The organism is Devosia sp. RR2S18, from assembly GCF_030177755.1.
In the GTDB taxonomy this organism is placed as follows: Bacteria; Pseudomonadota; Alphaproteobacteria; order Rhizobiales; family Devosiaceae; genus Devosia; species Devosia rhizosphaerae.
This window is the reverse complement of record NZ_CP126539.1, coordinates 2574401-2593766: the sequence shown is the minus strand read 5'-3', so window position 1 is coordinate 2593766 and position 19366 is coordinate 2574401. Positions and strand designations below refer to the sequence as shown.

Here is a 19366-nt window from a genome sequence, read left to right as displayed (position 1 = left end):
CCATATTCCTTCCCGCTCGCGAGAGCTTCCGGGAGCTTCACCGCACGCAAATGGCGGCTGAAATTCGGATGTAGAAGCCAAAGCCCCCGGCGGGAGGGCGGCCATCCCGCTAATATTGCGGCCTTTGCAATGCGCTTTTTAGCCTGTATTTGCCGTAGCTTACTGAGTATAGACGTCATGTATTTACAGAGCGGGTAAATGAGTTGAGCAAGCGCGTTTCGAGATTAACCTTCGTGGGCATTGATCAGCTAGTTGTTAGCGGAGGCAACTTCGTCACGCTCGCGCTGATTGCGCGTCGCACAGAAATGGCTGACTTTGGTATCTTTGCCATGATAATCTCCGGCTTGTTGTTCCTGCAAGGCTTAGTAAGTGCGGGCATAAGCTCTCCCATGCAGAGTTTGGCACCGAAATACGGAAGTGCAAGCTGGGTAAGGAGCTTTTACTTCATGGTGCAGCTCAAGACCGCTACCGTTGTGCTCGCAGCCGCCGCACTGAGCGTTCTGATGCCTCTGCCAAGCTACGCAGTTGTTGTCCTTAGTTTCGCAGCGATCTCGCAAATGCAAGAATTTCTAAGGAAGCTCGCCTATATGGATGGAGATGCCGCAGTCTCCCTATCCTCAAGCTTTATCAGGCACGTCGCTGTCGTACTGGGTGTCCTAGCATCACAGGAAAGGCTCGAGCTACACAGTATTTTCTCCCTTTTTCTACTGAGCTCAGCGATATCACTCCTACCGTTTAAAAGATATTTATATCTACTTAGTGGCGCATCAGGAGGCAAACATGAGATTGTGAATAAAACTCTAAGATATGTGTCTTGGAACGTGCCTTCATCGATATTGCACTGGGCGAATGGGCAATTTTTTATTGTAGCTACTGGAATCTGGGTTGGTGTAGAAGCCGCTGCGATAATGCGAGCGGCTCAATCGATACTGGGTTTAACACACGTCGGGTTCCATGCGGCAGAGAATATTCTCCCTCCTAGCTTCTCTCGGGCTTTGAATAGTGGTGGACTGAATCGATTGCGGGCGAAGAGGAATAGATTCATCCTCCTATCGGTCTGTTGCATGCTGATTGCGGGGGTGCTGCTGGTTGTTCCCTCTGAATACCTGCTTCGGGTGGTATTTGGAGAGGAATATTCTGGCTATTCGTGGGTAGTTCAAGTGATATTCCTCAAGTACCTCCTCATGTCTGTGGCGCTGCCGCTGCGGCTTGCCTTTCTGGCGCGCGAGTGGACGCAGAAGGTGTTTAGTAGCTACGCACTTGGGGGGGTGGTCACTCTTTGCAGCATCCCTCTAATCTGGTGGGGCGGGATCGCAGGAGCATCGGCGGGGTACGTGGGGGCGCAACTGATTGCGACAGCGTATTTGTTCAGGGTAGGCCGCTGATGGAACTCGCCGAACGATCGTTAGATCGTGCTAAACCTTGTGCGCCCGCAATTTTCGCCTTGGTTGCTGCTGCTCTGTATGCACTAGTTTTCAGTTCGGTTAGGCCACTAGGTGAATGGCCGTTGGCACTCGTATGTTTCGCTTGCGCAACTGCCACGGTTGCAAACATGCGGCAGATGGGCGGCCTTATGCCTCTTTTTCTGTTCGCTTCTCTTTTACTAACGCTATCCTTGCTGCGACTGATGCCGCCGAGCTGGACGCTTTATTATGAACCAGGCGCCGCACTGCGGCAGTGGGCTTGGCTGCCCATCTTGTTAATAGTGTATCCTGCGGTGGTTGGTGGGCTTGCTAGAATGCGCCAACAAGTGATCATGCATGCCTTCTCACTATTCATCGCCTCGCTAATCATTTCTCGGTTGTCACGTTTTCTAGGAGAAGGGGAGTGGAACTATAAAACCCAGATTTATGTGCTGAATAACGAGAATGCTACAACCCTCATATTCTTCACGATATGGGTTTTTTATCGGGTACGTAGTTTGCCCCTTTTCTTGTTCAGCTGCGGAGCAATGATGGTGTTCTGTAACTCCAGTCAGTCTGTGCTGTTCATGATTTCGTTGGTTGCATGTAGGCTGTTTCCATTTTATCGCACTCTGCCAATCATGCTGCTCGGTGCGGCGGTGATTGGTTCGGTCTTGTCGGTTATTCTGCTCGGTAATTTACTTCCGCTCGATCCAAACATAGCTATTAGAGCGTTATTTTGGAGAGATGTTTTAAGGTCTGTCGTAGACACATTCGGCGTTGGAGTCGGCTTTGGAACCGAGTGGATTTCCAACAACTACTCAGATATCCGCAATGATGGTTGGCGGCTTCGTTCTGAAGATGACGAAGATAGACTGCTTGTGGCTACACACAGCACTTTGTTCGACATTCTGTTTCGGCTCGGGGTGATGGGCTTGCTGTTGTTCATGTTGTTTCTAGGACGCCAGTTAAGTCGAGTTCGGAATTTGGTGCGCGGTGGGCCGGACAGCCGCTCTGCGACCGCCATGATGTGCATGGTATTATGGATCAACACGGTGAACTCCGGCATGACGTCCATCAATTTTCTGTTTGGTTCTCTGCTCGCGTTAGCATGGGCGGAGGTGTGCCTTCGTAAGGCTGATATTGTACCGCCAAGAAGCCTGCTAGATGGACGCCCGCAAAAACCCTCGCGCCTTTGATGCTGTCGTGATTCACTGACCTCGCTTGATCATGGAGCGTCGTGATGGACCCACACTCGCTATTCAGTCTCAACGATCACCTTGAGGCACTGAGCCAGCAGGGGGATCCGCTCGAGGTTTTGGAGCGAACGGTAGATTTCGAGTACTTCCGGTCTTGGCTGGTCGAAGGGCTTGGTTATGGCGATGGCAGCAAGGGAGGCCGGCCGCCGTTCGATCCAGTGGCCATGTTCAAGATTCTGATCCTGCAAGTCCAGCACAACCTGTCCGATGCCCGCATGGAGTTCATGATCCGGGATCGGCTCAGTTGGATGCGGTTCCTGGGGTTCTCACTCGGTTACCGCACCCCCGATGAGAACACCATTCGCCATTTTCGCCACCGGATGACCGATACCGGCACCCTGAAGCGGGTGATGAAGGCCTTCGACTGGCAACTACACAGGAAGGGCTACATCCCCATGTCGGGGCAGCAGGCCATCAAAGCCGGCAAGACGGCTGAGGAGATATGGCCGGACGAGCCGGCCAAAGCGGCCCAGAAGGACACCGATGCGCGCTGGACGCTCAAGATTGGCGGCAAGGTGCGGTACCGACCAGATGGCACACCGTTGCCCCTGATCGCGCTGCCGGTGTTCGGCTACAAAAGCCACATCAGCATCGATCGGCGTTATGGCTTCATCCGGGCTGCTGCGGTGACCTCGGCTAATCATCCCGATGGACGCATGCTGCGCCAGGTCATCGACCGGGAAAATACTGGCAGCGAAGTCTGGGCCGACAGTGCTTACCGCTCACAGAGCAACGAGGCTTGGCTGACTGATCGGATGCTGACCAGCCGCATCCATCGGCGCAAGCCCAAGGGCAAGCCGATGCAGATCGCGACCGCCAGAGCAAATGCGGCCAAGTCTGCGATCCGTGCCAAGGTCGAGCATGTCTTCGCCCATCAGAAAACCGCTTCGGCCTGTTCATCCGCACCATCGGTATCAGCCGGGCAGAAACCAAACTCACGCTGGCCAATCTCGCCTACAACTTCGACCGCCTGATCTTCCACGAAAGGTGCGTTGCCACGCCATGAGTCTGCCCAGAACCCAGGAAGTAAACTCGTCGAACACCACAGACCGTCACACCCAGAGCTGGAGACCCGCAAAAACTGCTTTGGTGAGCCCCAGCTTTTCCATGAGTGCTGGCTGAGTTCAGTGTCGGGCTAGGGCTTCGGCCCTGGGTGGCGACCCATGGAGGCGTTTTCGAGGTGCTTCGGGCGGACTCATGCCTTGGCAACGCACCTTTCGTGGAAGATCAGGCGGTCGAAGTTGTAGGCGAGATTGGCCAAGGTGAGTTTGGCTTCGGCTCTGGTGATGCCGATGGTGCGGATGAACAGGCCGAACCGGTTTTTCTGATGGGCAAAGACATGCTCGACCTTGGCACGGATCGCAGACTTGGCCGCGTTGGCTCTGGCGGTCGCGATCGGCATCGATTTGCCCTTGGGCTTGCGCCGATGGATGCGGCTGGTCAGCATGCGGTCGGCGAGCCAAGCCTCGTTGCTCTGTGAGCGGTAGGCGCTGTCGGCCCAGACTTCGCTGCCAGTGTTTTGTCGGTCGATGACCTGGCGCAGCATGCGTCCATCGGGATGATTGGCCGAGGTCACGGCAGCGGCCCGGATGAAGCCATAGCGCCGGTCGATGCTGATATGGCTTTTGTATCCGAACACCGGCAGCGCGATCATGGGCAACGGCGTGCCATCTGGCCGATACCGCACCCTGCCGCCAATCTTGAGCGTCCAGCGCGCATCGGTATCCTTCTGCGCCGCCTTGGCCGGCTCGTCAGGCCATATCTCCTGTGCCGTCTTGCCAGCCTTGATGGCGTCCCGCTCGCCATCGGTGTTGCGCTGCTTGGGCGCAGGCACCAGGGAGGCGTCGACGATCTGCCCCGACATAGGGATGTAGCCCTTCTTGTGCAGTTGCCAGTCGAACGCCTTCATCACCCGCTTGAGCGTGCCGGTCTCGGTCATCCGGTTGCGGAAATGGCGAATGGTGTTCTCATCGGGGGTGCGGTCACCGAGCGAGAACCCCAGGAACCGCATCCAGCTGAGCCGATCCCGGATCATGAACTCCATGCGGGCATCGGATAAGTTGTGCTGGGCTTGCAGGATCAGTATCTTGAACATGGCTACCGGATCGAACGGAGGGCGGCCACCCTTGCTGCCATCGCCATAACCCAGCCCTTCGACCAGCCAAGACCGGAAGTACTCAAAGTCTACCGTCTGCTCCAACACCTCGAGCGGATCGCCATGCTGACTCAGCGCCTCAAGATGATCGTTGAGACTGAACAGCGAGTGTGGGTCCATGATGCAGCTCCATGATCGGGCGACATCAGTGAATCACGATAGCATCGATGCTGCGAGAGTTTTTGCGGGTCTCCAGCTCAAATGCTGCCCGAGGTGCTGACTTAGCCCGCCCTTACGATGACGCCAGGCTCAACACCTAGTTTTTGCGGGCGTCCAGATGTTTAGTCCCGGCATCTGATGGATCGGATCTATGATGAATGAATCTGGGTTTGCAGTCCACTGCTTGCAGATGAACTCGTATGGAGTGAGGCCCTTCAGCGTCTTCAGTCGCCCTCCAAAGTTGTAGGCGTCGATGAAGTCCCGAAGGTGCTGAAGAAGCTGATCGTGGCTGTCGTAGTGGAAGCGCCTGACGGTCGCCTCCTTGATGGTCCGGTTCATCCGCTCGACCTGACCATTTGTCCACGGATGCCGCGGCTTGGTGAGCCGATGTTCGATGTCGAGATCGGCGCAGGCGAGTTCGAAGGAATGGGCGTGGAAGAACGCCTTTTCCGCCCGTAAAGTCTTGATCTCCTCCGGCGTCCAGGCGCCGCCCTTTGGATCGGTGAAGTGCGTGCCGTTGTCGGTAAGCACGGTGTGGATCTTGTAGGGAACGGCCGCGGCGAGGGCTCTCAGGAAGTTCCCTGCAACGCGGCGGGTCGCCTTCTGATGCAGTTCAACAAAGGCGAACTTCGACGTGCGATCGATGGCAACCAGCAGGTAAAGCTTGCCTTCTTCGGTGTGGACCTCAGCGATGTCGATGTGGAAATAGCCGATGGGGTAGCGCTTGAACTTTTTCTTTGGAGGTTTGTCGCCCCCGCCATCGGGCAGGCGACTGATGCCATGTCGTTGCAGACAGCGATGCAGTGAAGACAGGGTTAGATGCGGGATCGTCGGCTGGAGAGCGTACAAACAATCGTCCAGCGGCAGGAGCGTATGACGGCGAAACGCCGGGAGTGTCGGGATTTCCGTGTGTAGGCGGCATAATGGGTAAGAAGGAGTCTCCCCTATGTCGCGACGCAAAGAACCTGCCATACCGAACGAACTTCTCGACCAGCTCCTGGCTGGCGGTGCGGCCAGTGCGGCGTTTGAACAAGGCGGTCTGCTGGATTCGCTGAAGAAGGCGCTGACTGAGCGTGCCCTGAACGCAGAGATGGACCACCACCTCGCCAGTGGTGAGGGCGCCCGCTTCGTCTTCCAAGGACAGAACTGTTGAATGCGGCTCTTTCGGTCCGGTCTTCAGGTCGGTCGTCGAACTCCGCCGCTTCCACTTGGCGACGGTCTTCTGGTTGATCCCATATCGCTTCGAAAGCGTTCTCAGGCTCTCTTGACTATTTTGTATTGCTCGACGGATTGCCTCTGTCGTTGTGGCGCTGCCGTGTAGAACCTGTCCCATAGCGCATCCTTCCATTCCATGGAGAATAGTGCACCATCAAAGTCCGGGATCAAACATCTAGAGACCGGCAAAAACCCTCGCAACAACGATGCTATCGTGATTCACTGATGTGGCCCGATCATGGAGCTGCATCATGGACCCACACTCGTTGTCATTCTTCACCGCCAACTCTATGTGCCCATCCTGGCGTCGGATGCAGATCGCCGTCTCGACCTTCGAGACGTCAAGGCCAACGTAGTACGTTTCCAATTTGCTCTCCTCTCTTATTGGCGGTCCTCAAGATCCGCCGGAGAGCGCGGGCGATCAATTACTCAGAGTAATGTCGATGGCCCAGACCTGGTTGGGTCGCGTCACCGACAACTTGCGCAGGAGGTAGGGGTAGACCTTGTGGCCTAGTGCCGGTTTTGAGGTATTGGGGCGGCGGTAGATCGCCTGGATTCCCATGCGCTTCATCAGCGTGGATACGCGCAGCCGGCCGACAGCAAGTCCTTCCCTCGCCAGCATATCCCGCAACATACGGGCACCAGCGAACGGGTAATCCAGATGCAGCTCATCGATCCGGCGCATCAGCGCCAGGTCACTGGGTGATACCGGACGGGGCCGGTAATAGACGCTGCTCCGGCTGATGTTGAGCACCTGTGCCTGCCGGCTCACCGGCAGATCATGGTCGTGGTCGATCATCGCTTTACGCTCAGCAGGCCCGCTTTGCTGAGCGCACCTTCCAAAAAATCGTTCTCCAGCGTCAGCTGGCCAATCTTGGCATGCAGCGTTTTCACATCCACAGCCGGGGACGGATGGTTCGGTGCGAGCGTCGCCGCCGAACACATCAGCCGCACCCTCAAGCAGTTGGCTGCGCCATTGCGTGATTTGGTTGGCATGCAAATCGAACGGCTGTGCCAATTCGGCTAGCGTCTTCTCGCCCGTGAGCGCCGCCAGGGCCACGTTCGCCTTCAAATGCCGGTGTGTGGTTGCGGCGGGGTCGTCTCGTCATGGTCTCTCCTGTGCGCAGCCATACTGGCCGCCATCAGGCACGAAATCCACCTATCCCGCTGTCCAACTTTCCCGAGCCACCTCTCTTCTCGCCCTTGAGCGCCGCCAGTGCCACCTTCGCCTTGAACGCCGGGGTATGGTTGCGGCGGGGTCGTCTCGTCATGATCTCTCCTGTTCGCGGCCATGATGGCCGCTGTCAGGCAGATAATCCACTTATCTCACTGTTCAGATTTCCCGAGCCAGCTCTTATGGACTGGAAGCGGGTGCGCTCGGTGCCGGTGAGCCGCCTGCAATTCGCTGGGTAAAGCCTGCGGCAGACTGCCTCACAGGCACAAAAGCTCAGGCAATGGAAGGATTTTGTACTATCCACCAGATCGAGGTCTGCAGCTCATCCGAAAGTTCAATCGACACCTCCCCCAAGGTCCATATCGGAGGGGCCTGAGAGGATACTGACCGCTCGAACCCGGCGGGACCCGCGAACCGTTAGGCTTTCGCGAAAGCAGGGTTTCTGCCCCTTATCTACTCAGCGCGGTTGTTCTAAGGTCGACCCAGACATAGCACCTCACCCGCCGGTACTCACGCGGGTGAGGTGTGTTGTTACCTGCTAGGAGGGGCGATGCCAGTGAGCTGGCGCGGAAACGCCGATGGATCGCACAGGATCCGAGGCGGGGCTACCCGAATCCCAAGCATGGGCCTTTTGGCTCAAGGACTGTCGGGTCATACGGCTGAAAAGTTCTAACGCCAGGCTAAACCCTCTTGAGCGGGACGGCATGTACCAGGCAAAGAACAGGATGCGGATCAACCAGGCAAGTCGCCCCGTGAACTGCACGCCGAAGAGCTCGGTGATGCCCCGTCCCCCGGGCAGGCCGGCGGTCTGCCCCAAGCCCTTGAAGGCGAAAGGCTTGAGCCGTGTGCCGGCAACTGCCGCGGCAATGTTGCGTCCCACGCAGTCTCCTTGCTTCATCGCCCAAAGAGCATTGGCGAGGCAGGGAGCGCCGGTGAGGGGATGCAATACCTCCGCCAGATCGCCAGCCGCCCAGATGTTGTGTTGTCCGGCCACCCGCAGGTGGCAATCGGTCAGCAACTGACCTCGACCGTTCCTCGGCAGGTGTTCTGATCCCTTGAGCACCGAAAAGCTGATGCCTGCGGCAACAATGGTCAGGTCCGAGGCAAGCTGATAGCCGTCTGCCGTCCTCACGTGGTCGCATTCGATCGCTTCGGCGTGTTGGCCGGCATGGACGACAACGCCGGAGGATCGGAGCGCCGCCGCTGCGGTATCGGCAAGGCGATCAAACTGGGGGCGCAACTGCTCGAGCAACTCGTGCGTACCCGACATCAGATGAATTGTGGTCTGCCCGTTGCCGGCAAATCGCTCTGCCAGCGCGGCGGCCGTCTCCACCCCGGCAAACCCGCCGCCGACCACAACAACGTTGCGCACCTTGGCACGCGATCGCTCGATCTCCTCGAGACGCCGGACCAGCTTTTGCATGTCGCGGCTGTCCTTGATGCACCAGCCGTGTTCGGCAAGTCCATCAAGCGTTTCGAAAGGATCCTTCGAGCCTGTTGCGAGCAGCAGGTGATCAAAGGTGAGCTCCTCGACACGACCGTCAACCGCCAGCTGCAGACAATTGCGGGAGGCATCCAGGGACAGAACCTCTGCCTGGAGGAACTGGTTCCCCACCAGCGGCTCGATCGGTGTCAGCGTGGTTTCGACCGGCAGTTGACCCGAGAGAATCTCGCCGGTCCAGCCATGAAAGGTGTGATAGGGGTCACGGGAGACCAGAATTATCTCGCAGGTGCCTGCCGCCAGTTGGCGGTTCAGCTGGCGTTTGAGGACGGCGTGCGCGTGCAGCCCGGCATATCCGCCGCCCAGAATGACTACGCGGCGCATGTGACGACCTCCTTGCCGGAGAAGAGCGGCGCCGTTTCCGGATAATCGAAGGCACCGAGCTTGCGGCCGAAGGACTGAAACGGCGCCAGTTGGAAGCCGAGATGCCGGTATCGTGCAGCCAGACCGAGAAGATGTTCGGCCTGGTGAACTTCGGGTGCGCCGATGGAGAAGTGCCCCCGATGTCCGCTCAATGCCAAAAGCATGGTTTCGGCGAGGCAGGCATAGGCCAGCTTCGGCGCCAGCCCGATGGAACAGCCCTTGAGGTCAAAGCCCGGTATTTCGACGAGGCCGCCATCGATGATTGTTACATCCGGCCGGGACTTGAGGAGGCCTTCATCGGTGTTGCGGGGAACGGTGTCGTCGAGCACCACGGCTCCCTGTCCCAGATGCTCGGTGCGCAGGATCGCTTCGGGTGCCGATGTCAGCAGCACCACCAGTCCCGCATTGCGGACGTCCGCCATGTCCGTGCTGACGCTGACCGCAAGATCATCGCTCCTGACTTCCTCTGCCAGGGTTTCAAGGCGGCCGCGGTTGCGGGCCACGAGTAGCAGCCTGCCGGCATGTTTGCGCGCCAGCAGGCGGGTGAGGCAGGTGCCAACACTGCCCGTTGCGCCCACGAGCGCGATCAGGGTGTCAGCGGGAAGGCGCACCAGGAGGCGTTCCATGGCGAGCAGGGTCATGGCAGCGGTGAAAGCGTTGCCGTTGGTCACCCCGATATCGGTGCGCCTGGCGAACGCCTTGCCACCCGCCGAAGCGGGCGCGGTAAGGGCGCCGAGACCCACTACGCTCGCCCCCAAGTCCTTGGCCTTGTCGATGGCCGCAGAAATTCGCGCCTGCACCTGATTGCGGGGGAGTGTCAGCAACTGGGTGGGGGTAAGGGGCACGGTGATGATCGAGCCGGCGACGTCCTGGGGGCTGTCCACGCGATGAAGTTGCCCGGTTACCATCGGAGGGAGCGGCAGCCGGCGCAATGCGGTGCGCAGTGCCGCTTCGGGAATGAGGCGGAACGGCGGGCCAAAAAGCAGACCCATATCTTCCCGCAAGGTGTTGCGGGGGTGAACCAGAAACGCAAATTTCTCAACCATCAGACGCCCCTATCCGGATGAGGCACCCTCGTGCCGTCATCATTTGTTAGTTGATTGTTAATCAGTTGTTAACCGTCATATAACTCTTTCGGTGGGAATGGTTAATCTTGATCATCAAGTTGTTGATTTCCAAGATCTTGGCTGCATATTGGTGGTGAAGTCGAAAGGTTTCCTCAACTGTGTGCCGATAAAGTTGGTGCGGTCGGGATCTGCCGGTAAGCCGCAGAAAACCGCGCGAGGCTCAGTCGCTCACCATCTAGGAGGAGGGCTCCAATGACCGAAGAGATAAAAGATGCCCTTGACCTGCTGCGGGCGGCCCGAGACGCCGAAACACCGACCGGGCTCGATCGCATCCTGGAGGCCGTCCGCTCCCATCTCGGTATGCAGGTGGCCTATGTTTCCGAATTCGTAGGTGACCGGACGTATTTTCGGGCGGTTGATGCGCCAGGTCTCGAGCAGGTGATCAAGGCCGGCGACTCGATGTCGCTCGACGATGTTTATTGCCGGCATATCCTCGAAGGTCGACTTCCCGAAATTATTCCGGACACCGCTGAACTTCCCTTTGCCCAAGGCGTTCCCCTGACGCAGGCCATGGGGATCAAGGCCCATATAAGTGTCCCTCTCAAGCTCGCCGACGGTCGCACCTATGGCATGTTCTGCTGCGTCAGTACGCAGCCTGAACCGTCCCTCAATTCGCGTGATCTCAAAATCATGCGTGCCTTCGCCGAACTTACGGCTTTGCAGATCGGTCAGGACCTGGCCGCCAAAGCGGAGCAGAAGGCCACAGAGCAACAGGTGCGCCGGGTTCTCGATGCGGATGAGCTGTCCATTGTCCTGCAGCCCATCAGATCACTGCGGGATGACCGGATTCTGGGGTTCGAGTGCCTCTCCCGGTTCGCCGGGCCGGAGGGATATCCACCCGATGTCTGGTTCGCCAAGGCGGAATCTGTCGGGCTCGGCCTCGAGCTCGAATTGCGGGCGGTCGCCAGGGGATTGGCGCTGCTGTCCCGGCTCCCGTCGCGGTTTTATCTCACCCTCAATGTCGCCCCGGCGACGATTGTTTCGGCAGCGCTGGCCAGCATGCTTTCCGCTGTTGATGGGCCCAGGGTCGTTCTTGAGATAACCGAGCATGCTACGGTTGAGGACTATGACGCTCTCAAGCTCGCGCTGGTCAAACTGCGTGGGGCTGGAGTGCGGCTGGCCGTGGATGATGCCGGCGCCGGATATGCCAGCCTGAGGCACATCCTCGCGCTGCAGCCCGATATCATAAAGCTCGACATCAGTCTGACGCGCAACATCCATGCTGATCCTGCCCGCAATGCGCTCGCTGCCGCTCTCGTGCAATTCGCACGCCAGACTGCATGTGTCATTCTTGCTGAAGGCGTTGAAGATCAGCGAGAGCTGGGCGCCCTGCAGAAGCTGGGCATCAATTGCGCGCAGGGCTATCATTTGGGACGTCCCATGCCCGTCGAGCAGGCCCTTGCAGCGGCAAATCTGCAGGAAGACGTCCGGGGGCGGCGGCTGGCCGCGCCTCCACGCACCGCCTGACACGATCCACGACTGGGCTGGACATCGCGAGCCTACGCGAGCAGGCTTGCCGCGGCGACCGCCTGTCGCTCGCGCCGGGCAAGAATGATGGTCGACCCACTCTCCTGGGACATATACCACCGTCGCCTTGATGGGCCATACTGCCCCAAGCTCAGTGCCTGTCTGGTTAGAAGGCCAGCGAAGCTGACGCATTGACCGGGCCGCAGCCCAGGGAAATAGAGCCTACGAAAACTGACTATGCGCTTGGATCGATCCGGCGCTTAGCCGAACTTTGCTTCTGCGAGTGGGCAGTTGCAGATAACGCCCCCGCCACCAATCCCCAGCTCGCCGTCGCCAATGCCAAGATGACCCAGCCTCTCGGGAGGGGCGTGCCGCTCTTGTCTTTAGAAGAAGTCCTCATTGCAGTGTCTCCAGCCCGCCGCAGCCTGGTGCTCCAGCGGAAAAGCCCCAAGTGCTGAGGCTGGTTGTTGATGACCCCTCGAGTACATCATACTTTCGACGGCCTGTGTCAGTCCGAATGACCATGGGTGATCATGAAAGAGGCCCGGCCTTGGCCGAGCCTTTCCTGGACTTAATCGCGAGCTGCTGCCTCGGCGAAGTAGCGCTCAATCCGTTCATTGACAGAGTTCGGCACCGAGACATCGGCCATGCAGGGGTCTACGGGAACCCTGTAGTCTTCAGCGCTGTCTTCTACCAGAGAGTGGTTCATCGGGTTGGTGACGCCGCTATCGGTATAATATCCATTTTCATTTATCGCGCAGCCATCCACCACCGGATCATCGGCGGCAAATTGGGCATTGGCGTGGCCCGCTGCTGCCAGGGAAAAGGCTGCTGCGGTCGCGAAGGCTAGGACAGAAGCTTTCATGGTGCTGTTCCTCCTCATAGATGAGCCGGGATTAGCTCGAAGGCCTCCTCAACGTTCCTCCCACGCTATTGATCCGCGGCTCACGTTCACAAATCAGGCAGGCTAAGTAATCGCCGCTAGAGAGTGTGGGGTACAACACGATGCGCGCCAATCTTGGATAATAATGTTGCTGTCAGCCTCTCTTCACCTTGGATCCCGTATGATCAGACCCTTGGCGAGCAGGTCACCAACCCTCAGGAGGGAAGGTCATCATGAAGAAGACCATCGCATCGGCTCTTGGCGTCGCTTTCGTGTCTACTCCTCCAGTCCACGCCGACCAGGGTTGGAGAGCAGGGCAACGGCCGCAAGAAATACGGGCTCGCAGATGGCACAACGCACAGCAATCCCGGCGAGGTGTTCCAGCACCTCAGGGATCGCTGGGACAATACTCCGGGATCCGAAGGACATCGTCGATGTCTATTCCAACGCCCTTCGGGTGACGTGATCCACCAAAAGCGGGTGGACTTAAACTACCGCAGATGGCGCACTATCTGCCGCCATCGCCAATTCGGCTTGGTTGGAAACGATGGATCAAGGCTAGACAGGTCCAGATCCATCGGACGTGCACCCAATGCCGGATACCTGCGAGGATGCGATGAACGCCGCAACGTTCGCATCCTCGCTCCCCTCCACCAGTGCGCGGATCAAGACAGCACAGCCCAGATCAGCGCACCAGCACCGATGACAAACGTCCATGACGCCAGCGCCAGCAGCACAATGATATAGATCCGCAGTATATGAAGCCGACCAAATTCCGAACGCGCGGCAGGCCCGGCTTCTGATGGTTCGACCATTTGAAGCTCCAGAGATGTGAGTGCGTCCGAAAGCGCTGCTGACTGATTTGCCGCAGGACTGTCCAGCCACTTACGGCTTCGTGAACAGGTGCAGGCGCGAGGCTCCGCAGCGCCAGGATTGCCTGGCTTGACGAGCATCGACAATCTTGACGCCCTGGGCCGTCTAGCCGAGGTGGAAAGTGCCATAGCCGCCGTTCGACAGCAGGAGGCGAGTGTCGAGCATTGTGCCCTTGCCGGTCGTAAACGTTCTGGTGTTGGCGGAAAAGACACAGATGGACAGTAATCCGGTGTAGTGCAGTTTTGCTAAATCTCTGCTGCTGCTTGTCTTGGTGCAAGTGATCGGTCTGCTGTGGTCCTTTTGTGGCTGGTGGGTGCATGAACTGTGCTAGGGTGGATTCGACATGTGGAGTGCTTCGATGCATGCGCAAATAAGTCTCGCCATCCGGGCGACGCTGTTGCTTACCGCCATGGCAATTCCCGCCTAGGCACAATCATTGACCCAAGCGTTGACGGCAGCCTGTTCGTTTTCGCCCGAGCTGCAATCGGCAGTGCTGCAGGCGAAAGCTTCCGCAGAAAACATTGCCCAGGCACTTTCGCAGAAGCGGCCGACGATTGGCGCCTCGCTGTCGGGCAACTACAATTGGTCGATGGTGGGTGGTCAATTCAATGACTCCCAGTCGCTAACGACCGGGCTGCAATACAACCAGACCATTTTCGACAATTTCCAGACCGACGCGCGGGTCGAGGCGGCGCGTGCCGGTGCGGAGATCGCACGGCACCAGATTTTCAATACCGCTCAGAATGTCCTGCTCTCTGTCGTGCAGGCCTACATGTCGGTTTTGAGCGATCGCCAGCTGGTGGCGTTGCGCCAGGAGAACCTGGAGTTCCAGGCGCAGCTGCAGTCTGCGCAGGATCGGCTGGAAGTGGGTGAGGGCACCCGCATCGACGTGGCTCAGGCCGAAGCACGCCTTGCGCAGGGTCGTGCAGCCTATCAGGCAGCCATCAGCAGCCTTGAAGTCAGCGAGGCGACTTTCCAGCGCTATGTTGGGGCCTCGCCGGGCAGTCTCGGCGCCAGTCACAATTACGCTCGTCTCATCCCTTCGAGTATCCAGGCCGCCATTGCCCAGGCCGAGGCCAACCATCCAGCCATTCTGATCTCCAAGGCTGCCATACGCGCCGCGCAGGCCGGAAGCGATGCAGCCCAGGCGGCATTTGGTCCCACCGCATCGTTGACGGGGCAGGTCGGTACGCGGTGGACGGGCCCGAGCGGCGCGCCCACGGACGGCATGAGCGGCAGCGTTGGCATTTCCATCACCATTCCCATCTATGCCGGTGGCGCTATAGGGTCAGGCGTTCGGCAGGCCAATCTCGAGCAGATCCAGTCCGAAGTCGACGCGATGTCCGCCTACGACCAGATCCGCGAAGCAGTGATTTCGGCTTGGGCCGGCATTCAGAGCGCAGATGCCCAGATTGCCGCCGCCAACTCGGCAGTTCCGGCCGGCTCGGAAGTGCTCGAAGGTGTCATTCAGGAGCGTGACTTGGGCACCCGCACGACGCTGGATGTGCTCAACTCCCAGGCTGAGTTGATCAACGCCCGGAAGGCCGGCATCAACGCCTCGACCCAGAAGGTGGTCGCCACCTTCTCTCTCCTGTCGGCGACCGGCCAACTCGCCGGCCAGGAACTGTGCCAGTCTCTGGGGATCGAAGAGGTGGTAGACTACACCCAGACGGTCGAGGATGTCTGGCAGGAATTACGCACTGTCGAGGACTAGGGCCATAGTTTTATAGAGGGCAGCAGATCCTCGGGCCGATCCGACCCCTGGGTGGATGACTGGCGATTGGGCTGATCTAGCGAACCTTCAACCTGGGGAAAGGCTGGCGGGGCTGCGCTCATCGGTCACTGGAACGATGCCTTCGTTATCGATATGGTTGGCCTGCAGGTGATCATTTAACGCCGCCATCGGCCAAAAAATCGTTTCACAAGAGGGCTGGCTGTACAGCTTTGACCTGGGCACCCGGGACCAGTCTCGCCACCACCTGTGCCAGCGGTTCGGGGCGATGCAACAGAAATCCTTGCCCCAGAGTGATGTGGAGGTCTTGGTCCAGCAAGGCTGCGAGCGCTGCCGGGGTTTCAATTCCTTCGGCGATCACATCGACGCCCATGGAACGGCTGATGGCAGCCAGAGACTTGATCACCTCTCGGTCGAACGGGCTGGACTCCACGTTCTGGACAAAGGACTGATCCACTTTGACGCTGTCCACGGCAAACCGGCGCAAATAGGAAAACGAGCTCAGTCCAGCACCAAAATCGTCGAGGCTGACGCGGCAGCCCCGGCTGCGGGCTTCGGTGACAAACAGTTCTGCGGCGCCGATATTGGTAAATGCTGCGGTCTCGGTGATCTCGAACTCAAGCCTGTTCAGCGCCGCGCCGGTCTGCTCGGCGACAGTCGCAACGAAGTCCCACAACATGGGATCGCTGAGCGTATGCGCCGAGAGATTGAAACTGAGCGTGAGATTGGCGCCTCGCCCGAGAGCCTGGCCAAAGGTCTTCAAGGCGGTGCGGATGACGTAGCGATCAAGCGCCGCGGCCATGCCGAACCGTTCAGCCGCCGGAAGAAAATCGCCTGGGGCGATCAGGTGGCCTTGCCGGGACAGAAGTCTCGACAGGACCTCAACCCGGCCGGTGGGCTGTTCCGGCCGCTCCAGTGCGCGGATCTCCTGACCGAAAAGGCGCAGCCGGCCATCCTCCATGGCTATGGTCAGCTCAGCGACCAGTTGCGCCGTACTCATGCCGGAGCTGGCTTGGCCCTCGGTCTCGAGGTGCCATGTGTTCCGCCCGCCCGATTTGGCAGCATAGCAGGCATCATCGGCGCGCGCCAGAATTTCGGCGGGAGTAGCGTGGGGTGAGTTGATGATCGCTACCCCGATGCTGGCGCCCAGCTGCCGCTGTCCCTGGGGCGTATGGGGCCCGACCTGCCGGATGGCGGTCAGCATGCTTTGGGCAGCCATGGTTGGATCCTCGTCGGCGAGCGGCAGCGCCACGGCAAATTCATCGCCGCCGAGGCGTGCCATCACGGCCATGGGCATGGCTCGACCGACGCGGGTGGCGACGCCGCGCAGGGCCGCGTCCCCGGCGGCATGGCCCAGCGTGTCGTTGATCGCCTTGAAGAAGTCGAGATCGATGTAATAGAGCCCGAAAGGCCTGCCGGCAGCCTCTGCAATCCACCGGGTCAGGACGTCCTCGAAGCCGCCGCGGTTGAGGAGGCCCGTCAAGGGGTCCTGACGGGCAGCGGTCGCAAGTTGCTGCTGCCGCTCATGCTCCTCGGTGACATCCCGGATCGTGCCCACGAGGCGCCCCGAAGTCCCGGGCAGCCGGTGCAGCTTGCACAGCGTCTCGACATGCCGGACATGGCCGTCAGCGCGGATGATCCGGTAGCCGATCCTGGTGGGCTTATCGGGACTGACCGGTATGGCGTGCGCCTGTTCGGTGCGCTCCCGGTCCTCGGGATGGAGAAAGGCGTGCCAGGCCTCCCGTGCCAGTTCATCGCCTACCGGCGGCAGGCCGAAGATTTCTCTGGTCCGGCCATCCCAGAGGCTTTTCTGCGTATCGATGTCAAACTGCCAGAGCCCCATGCTGCTGGCCTCTAGGGCCAGCCTGATCTGCGCATTGGCATCTGCCAGTTCGGCCTCGGCCGCCTTTTGCCGGGAAATGTCGGTTTGCACGCCGACCGCCCGCAGGGGACGGCCCGATGCATCCCGTTCGATGATGCCGCCACGGTCCAGCACCCAGATCCACCGTCCGTCCCGGTGTCGGAGGCGCAGTTCGGTTTCAATGCTGCCGGTTTCACCGGCCAGATGCCGTTCGCCGCTGCGCACCGCGCGCTCCCGGTCCTCGGGATGGGTCAGGTGCAGCCAGAGCGCGCTGTCGTGCCGGAACTCGGTTTCGCTGTAACCCAGCATGGCAAACCAGCTGGCCGAATAAAAGCAGCGGTCGGTCGTGAGGTCCCAGTCCCAGAGCCCCAGCTGCGCCCGCTCGATGGCGTGGCGCCAGACGTCCTGCGAAGCCAAGTCATCTTGCTGCAGCTCAACCATCTCGCGCTCGCGCGTAAATCGTGGGGGTACTATCTGCGGTATTTCCCGAAAACTCCGTTACTTGGTCTGTGACTTTACGCAAGTAATTGCAGGATTAAAACCCCGTCGCTGCCGGGGAGCTCTTGCCCCTTTCAGGAGCAGGAGCAGGAGCAGCAGGTCGGGGGAAGGGGGCGTTGATCGCTGCGCGAGGGGCGAGGGGGAGCGCCCGCAGACGGGGGAAATGTCCGATAAAACCGTTTGTCGAACTGCTATGTGCGTCAATTTTTGCTGGGCTGGCTGATCCTGCTTGCCGGTGCTCCTTAACGCTAAGCCGGGGGTAGCACGGATCGGGATTAGTGGCCCGGCTAGTCGTCCAGTTCAACCTTGCTAGCGGAGGCCTCAGTGGCGGATCGGCTCAACCAGGGCGGAAGGCTACCGATTACCCGCAAGGCGGCTGGAATATACAATCGGCTGTCGTTCCGCCATTCCATTACAGTCCTATTCGACTTCTGTGATCGCCTGAGGGCGTCTTGTCATCGGTAGCCGCTGTCTCGCGCCTGACGCATTGCCCCTTAGCCAATGTTGGGTATCGCTCGGTATCGAACAGCGGCCGGTTCTCGGGGGAATGTTCGATAACGCGTATTGTCGATCCCTGGGGCGTGGCGCATCGATTTTGGCCGATGACAACAACCAGCGGTCGGCTTTGCTGATGAGAGCTGACGCCGGCGCGGCACCCCTGCTGAGGGCTCGGGATGGATGCCGCTACTGCGGGTGGCTGGATGTGGCCGTCCGGGCAGGGCGAGCCTGGACGGCTAACTCACACCATGCGGATGGGGCCAGGATATCGCCCCACCGTCTCATCCATCGTCAAAAGCGTGACTGCTTCCCCGATTGCCTGGGCAACGAGAATACGGTCAAAGGGATCCTTGTGTATTGGAGGTAGCGATTGCACGCCCACTGCGTGTGACCCAAGGATTGGAAGCTCCTCGTAATGGTGGTCAAGCAGACCGCGCCGCAGCAGTCGCGGATCGACCTGGAAGTCTGCTCTTCCTAGCGACGACTTGATGGTGACCTCCCACAGGCTGGCCACACTGAAAACCAGCCTTATGTCGGGATCTTCTATTTGTGCGCGCGCCTCGGCGGATAGTTGCTCGGGCTGACCGGCGGCCCAGAGGAGCAGGTGGGTATCAAGGAGCAGCTTCACTGCTTCCCCCCAAAGAGCGCGCTGATCTGCTCCGATGCCATGGTGTCGAAATCGGCCGGAACAGAGAACTGCCCACGCATGAACCCTGTCCGGCGGCTGTCCACAGGCTCGGCAGCAATGGGGACAACCTTCACCAGAGGCTTGCCCGCCTTTGAAATCACAAAAGGCTCACCTTCTGCAGCCTGGGCGATCAGGCGGGACAGGTGCGTCTTGGCTTCGTGAATGTTGACCGTTTTCATGCTCGACCTCGACTTAGTTCACCGAACTTAGTTCAGATCGGCGTTGTATTCAAGGCTGCTCATTGTGCGTTCCTACCCCTATTGCGACGAGCAAACAGGGTCTACATCCCAGCGGCGGGCCAAGTGCAGCAAAGATAGTGCGAGCGCCTTAGCTCCACAGAGGATCGCGTGCCTGCGCGACCTTGAGCGCATGGTGGATAAGAAGACGACCGAAGCCGTAATCCTGCGAAGGCCGTGCTCTGACATCATCTTGAGATCCGCGCAAAGGTGGCGAAGCAATCCGCATTGTCCTTGTCATGGTGCCTGGTGGAGATGCTGCACCGGGAGTTGT

Annotated in this window: 13 protein-coding genes and 5 pseudogenes; 6 read left to right on the top strand and 12 right to left on the bottom strand. The window is 59.3% G+C overall.

The window, feature by feature from the left end:
- Positions 1 to 203: 203 nt before the first annotated feature.
- The 3 genes and pseudogenes from QOV41_RS12730 (at position 204) to QOV41_RS12720 (ending at position 3668) form a co-directional block, all read left to right on the top strand.
- On the top strand, positions 204 to 1385 hold the full coding sequence (locus QOV41_RS12730; RefSeq protein WP_284577060.1) for a lipopolysaccharide biosynthesis protein: 1182 nt from the start codon (positions 204 to 206) through the stop codon (positions 1383 to 1385).
- Entirely contained in the window at positions 1385 to 2602 is a 1218-nt protein-coding gene (locus QOV41_RS12725) for a hypothetical protein (protein ID WP_284577059.1), read from the top strand. Before QOV41_RS12730 ends, QOV41_RS12725 begins: the two co-directional genes overlap by 1 nt.
- Positions 2603 to 2646: 44 nt before the next feature.
- A pseudogene (locus QOV41_RS12720) lies at positions 2647 to 3668 on the top strand (transposase).
- A gap of 189 nt (positions 3669 to 3857) precedes the next feature.
- On the opposite strand, the gene QOV41_RS12715 reads toward QOV41_RS12720, so the two are convergent.
- Together QOV41_RS12715 and QOV41_RS12710 are read right to left on the bottom strand one after the other, a co-directional pair.
- The gene (locus QOV41_RS12715; protein ID WP_284577058.1) at positions 3858 to 4937 is read right to left on the bottom strand and encodes an IS5 family transposase; all 1080 of its coding nucleotides are present in this window, start codon (positions 4935 to 4937) and stop codon (positions 3858 to 3860) included.
- Positions 4938 to 5066: 129 nt separating this feature from the next.
- A pseudogene (locus QOV41_RS12710) lies at positions 5067 to 5864 on the bottom strand (IS481 family transposase); the annotation flags it as partial.
- A 58-nt stretch (positions 5865 to 5922) separates the two neighbouring features.
- Between QOV41_RS12710 and QOV41_RS12705 the strand changes: the two are divergent.
- Positions 5923 to 6099, top strand: a pseudogene (locus QOV41_RS12705) (IS256 family transposase); the annotation flags it as partial.
- Here the strand turns inward: QOV41_RS12705 and QOV41_RS12700 are convergent.
- From QOV41_RS12700 to QOV41_RS12680, 5 genes and pseudogenes are all read right to left on the bottom strand, one after another.
- Positions 6100 to 6309: pseudogene (locus QOV41_RS12700) on the bottom strand (IS481 family transposase); the annotation flags it as partial. It lies immediately after the preceding pseudogene.
- Between the two features lie 315 nt (positions 6310 to 6624).
- Positions 6625 to 7300, bottom strand: a pseudogene (locus QOV41_RS12695) (IS3 family transposase); the annotation flags it as partial.
- A 33-nt stretch (positions 7301 to 7333) separates the two neighbouring features.
- Complete coding sequence (locus QOV41_RS12690; RefSeq protein WP_284577057.1) at positions 7334 to 7462, bottom strand: hypothetical protein; 129 nt, start codon at positions 7460 to 7462, stop codon at positions 7334 to 7336.
- Between the two features lie 441 nt (positions 7463 to 7903).
- Positions 7904 to 9190, bottom strand: coding sequence for an NAD(P)/FAD-dependent oxidoreductase (locus QOV41_RS12685; protein ID WP_284577055.1), 1287 nt, complete (start codon positions 9188 to 9190; stop codon positions 7904 to 7906).
- Positions 9178 to 10275, bottom strand: coding sequence for a hypothetical protein (locus tag QOV41_RS12680; protein ID WP_284577053.1), 1098 nt, complete (start codon positions 10273 to 10275; stop codon positions 9178 to 9180). The genes QOV41_RS12685 and QOV41_RS12680 overlap by 13 nt, the downstream gene beginning before the upstream one ends.
- Positions 10276 to 10548: 273 nt before the next feature.
- Here QOV41_RS12680 and QOV41_RS12675 point away from each other — a divergent pair, with 273 nt between their 5' ends.
- Entirely contained in the window at positions 10549 to 11823 is a 1275-nt protein-coding gene (locus QOV41_RS12675) for a sensor domain-containing phosphodiesterase (protein WP_284577051.1), read from the top strand.
- A 571-nt stretch (positions 11824 to 12394) separates the two neighbouring features.
- Here QOV41_RS12675 and QOV41_RS12670 read toward each other — a convergent pair.
- On the bottom strand, positions 12395 to 12688 hold the full coding sequence (locus QOV41_RS12670) for a hypothetical protein (RefSeq protein ID WP_284577050.1): 294 nt from the start codon (positions 12686 to 12688) through the stop codon (positions 12395 to 12397).
- 683 nt (positions 12689 to 13371) lie between these two features.
- Complete coding sequence (locus tag QOV41_RS12665) at positions 13372 to 13521, bottom strand: hypothetical protein (protein WP_284577048.1); 150 nt, start codon at positions 13519 to 13521, stop codon at positions 13372 to 13374.
- A 494-nt stretch (positions 13522 to 14015) separates the two neighbouring features.
- Here QOV41_RS12665 and QOV41_RS12660 point away from each other — a divergent pair, with 494 nt between their 5' ends.
- Positions 14016 to 15293, top strand: coding sequence for a TolC family outer membrane protein (locus QOV41_RS12660; protein WP_284577047.1), 1278 nt, complete (start codon positions 14016 to 14018; stop codon positions 15291 to 15293).
- A gap of 205 nt (positions 15294 to 15498) precedes the next feature.
- Here QOV41_RS12660 and QOV41_RS12655 read toward each other — a convergent pair whose 3' ends face one another.
- From QOV41_RS12655 to QOV41_RS12645, 3 genes are all read right to left on the bottom strand, one after another.
- Positions 15499 to 17613 carry a putative bifunctional diguanylate cyclase/phosphodiesterase gene (locus QOV41_RS12655; protein ID WP_284577045.1) on the bottom strand — a complete coding sequence of 705 codons (2115 nt, stop codon included), beginning with the start codon at positions 17611 to 17613 and terminating at the stop codon, positions 15499 to 15501.
- A gap of 796 nt (positions 17614 to 18409) precedes the next feature.
- Positions 18410 to 18796 carry a type II toxin-antitoxin system VapC family toxin gene (locus QOV41_RS12650; protein WP_284577043.1) on the bottom strand — a complete coding sequence of 129 codons (387 nt, stop codon included), beginning with the start codon at positions 18794 to 18796 and terminating at the stop codon, positions 18410 to 18412.
- Positions 18793 to 19035, bottom strand: coding sequence for a type II toxin-antitoxin system Phd/YefM family antitoxin (locus QOV41_RS12645; protein ID WP_284577042.1), 243 nt, complete (start codon positions 19033 to 19035; stop codon positions 18793 to 18795). The genes QOV41_RS12650 and QOV41_RS12645 overlap by 4 nt, the downstream gene beginning before the upstream one ends.
- Between the last annotated feature and the right edge of the window lie 331 nt (positions 19036 to 19366).

Coding starts and splice junctions, on each gene's coding strand:
- QOV41_RS12725 (WP_284577059.1), top strand. CDS start 1,385: ATGGAACTCGCCGAACGATCGTTAGATCGTGCTAAACCTTGTGCGCCC.
- QOV41_RS12715 (WP_284577058.1), bottom strand. CDS start 4,937: ATGGACCCACACTCGCTGTTCAGTCTCAACGATCATCTTGAGGCGCTG.
- QOV41_RS12690 (WP_284577057.1), bottom strand. CDS start 7,462: ATGACGAGACGACCCCGCCGCAACCATACCCCGGCGTTCAAGGCGAAG.
- QOV41_RS12685 (WP_284577055.1), bottom strand. CDS start 9,190: ATGCGCCGCGTAGTCATTCTGGGCGGCGGATATGCCGGGCTGCACGCG.
- QOV41_RS12680 (WP_284577053.1), bottom strand. CDS start 10,275: ATGGTTGAGAAATTTGCGTTTCTGGTTCACCCCCGCAACACCTTGCGG.
- QOV41_RS12675 (WP_284577051.1), top strand. CDS start 10,549: ATGACCGAAGAGATAAAAGATGCCCTTGACCTGCTGCGGGCGGCCCGA.
- QOV41_RS12670 (WP_284577050.1), bottom strand. CDS start 12,688: ATGAAAGCTTCTGTCCTAGCCTTCGCGACCGCAGCAGCCTTTTCCCTG.
- QOV41_RS12665 (WP_284577048.1), bottom strand. CDS start 13,521: ATGGTCGAACCATCAGAAGCCGGGCCTGCCGCGCGTTCGGAATTTGGT.
- QOV41_RS12655 (WP_284577045.1), bottom strand. CDS start 17,613: ATGGTTGAGCTGCAGCAAGATGACTTGGCTTCGCAGGACGTCTGGCGC.
- QOV41_RS12645 (WP_284577042.1), bottom strand. CDS start 19,035: ATGAAAACGGTCAACATTCACGAAGCCAAGACGCACCTGTCCCGCCTG.